1 protein-coding gene and 1 pseudogene are annotated in these 1,393 nt (G+C 28.0%); both read left to right on the top strand.

All coding sequences use genetic code 11. The features are described from left to right. Positions 1 to 41: 41 nt before the first annotated feature. Positions 42 to 779 (top strand): annotated as a pseudogene (locus KA858_RS12255) (minor capsid protein); the annotation flags it as partial. Beyond that, positions 776 to 970 (top strand): hypothetical protein, encoded by a 195-nt coding sequence (locus KA858_RS12250; RefSeq protein ID WP_037548898.1) that lies wholly within the window; start codon positions 776 to 778, stop codon positions 968 to 970. The pseudogene KA858_RS12255 and the gene KA858_RS12250, both read left to right, overlap by 4 nt. Positions 971 to 1,393: the final 423 nt, after the last annotated feature.

The following is a 1,393-nucleotide window of genomic DNA, read 5'->3' as shown; positions in this document are numbered from 1 at the left end:
TAAAATACAGTATAATGTATTAGAAAAAGAAAAATTAAAAGAAAAAGCAAACAAATTCCACTACTTATAATGCTAGTAGACTATTAGTTACTGAATCAGCAAGAGTACAAGCAGAGTCGCAAAAACTAACCTATTTAAAAGAACTAGGTGAAGAAGGAGAGTACAAATATGTAGCAAAAATCGACAAGAAAACATCTAAAATTTGTCACTCATTAAATGGCAAAATATTTAAAGTTAAAGACATGATACCTGGAGTTAATGCACCACCAATGCACCTTTGGTGTAGAAGTACTACAGTACCACATGTGGGCAATTGGCGAGATAAATTCTTTACTGAGCGTAAAGGTAAGTATCAAATACAGGATAATGTATTAGAAAAAGAAAAATTACAAGAAAAAGCAAAAAAAGAAATGCTTGATATGATACGTAGTGGTAAAATAAAAGTAGAAATTAATCCAGAAAAACAAAATAGACATTGTAAAAATCATAGACTTTTTGAAGAAAGTAAATCGAAAGCCATTAAAAATAATTATATGCTTCCAAGCTACACTACTCTACCTAATCGAGAATTGAATAAATTACTTATGGAAAAATCAAATACTGGTATAATGTTATTAGTTAACAATAAATTTAATAAAAAAGAAATTATAGACTTTGGTGTTGTAATTGGAAAAGCTTTTGTCAATGGTCGTTATATTAATACTAAATTAGGGAAAGTACATTATTCTAAGACAGGTACACATGTAGTTCCTTATATTAAGAAGGAGATGAAAAAATGAGAATAGCTAGGTCTTACGGACATAAAGTAAACGTAGTTTTAAATGATGATAATAAACTTTTTGGAGATGTAATAAATTTTGAAAATCCATATGAAAGTGATTCAGGAAATTTTGTAATGGATTTAGAAACTGAATTAGGTATTTACTCTATTGATGACTCTGAAATTAAAGAAATAAGAATAATATCTTAATGGCATCCTTTCTATCCCTATAAATAGAAAGTGGTGCTATTTTTATACACTTTTTTAACCTTCCACTGAAGGTTATTTTTTTATGCCTAAATTTCAAAAAAAGAGATAAAAACTATTGTTTATCACGTTTAATCGTGAAAAAATATACCAATTGAGAGGAGGATAGAAAGTGTTAGAAAATATTAAGAAAATAACAGAAATCGCCTTTCATATAATGTCTACCTTAGCCATAATTAAGACATTAACAAAAGACGATGAATAGAGAGACAAAGCCCGAAAGGGCTTATCTAATCAAATTCTAACACTTAAATGATATGAAAACAATTTACATTATTTTAATTGTACTAATTTGGTTAAACTTGTTTTTAGGCAATGATATAAGTCAAGCTATTATCTCAATTAACAGTCAAGTCCAGACTCCTG

The organism is Staphylococcus sp. GDX8P80P (assembly GCF_017893095.1).
In the GTDB taxonomy this organism is placed as follows: domain Bacteria; phylum Bacillota; class Bacilli; order Staphylococcales; family Staphylococcaceae; genus Staphylococcus; species Staphylococcus borealis.
This window is presented reverse-complemented; position numbering and strand designations above follow the sequence as displayed.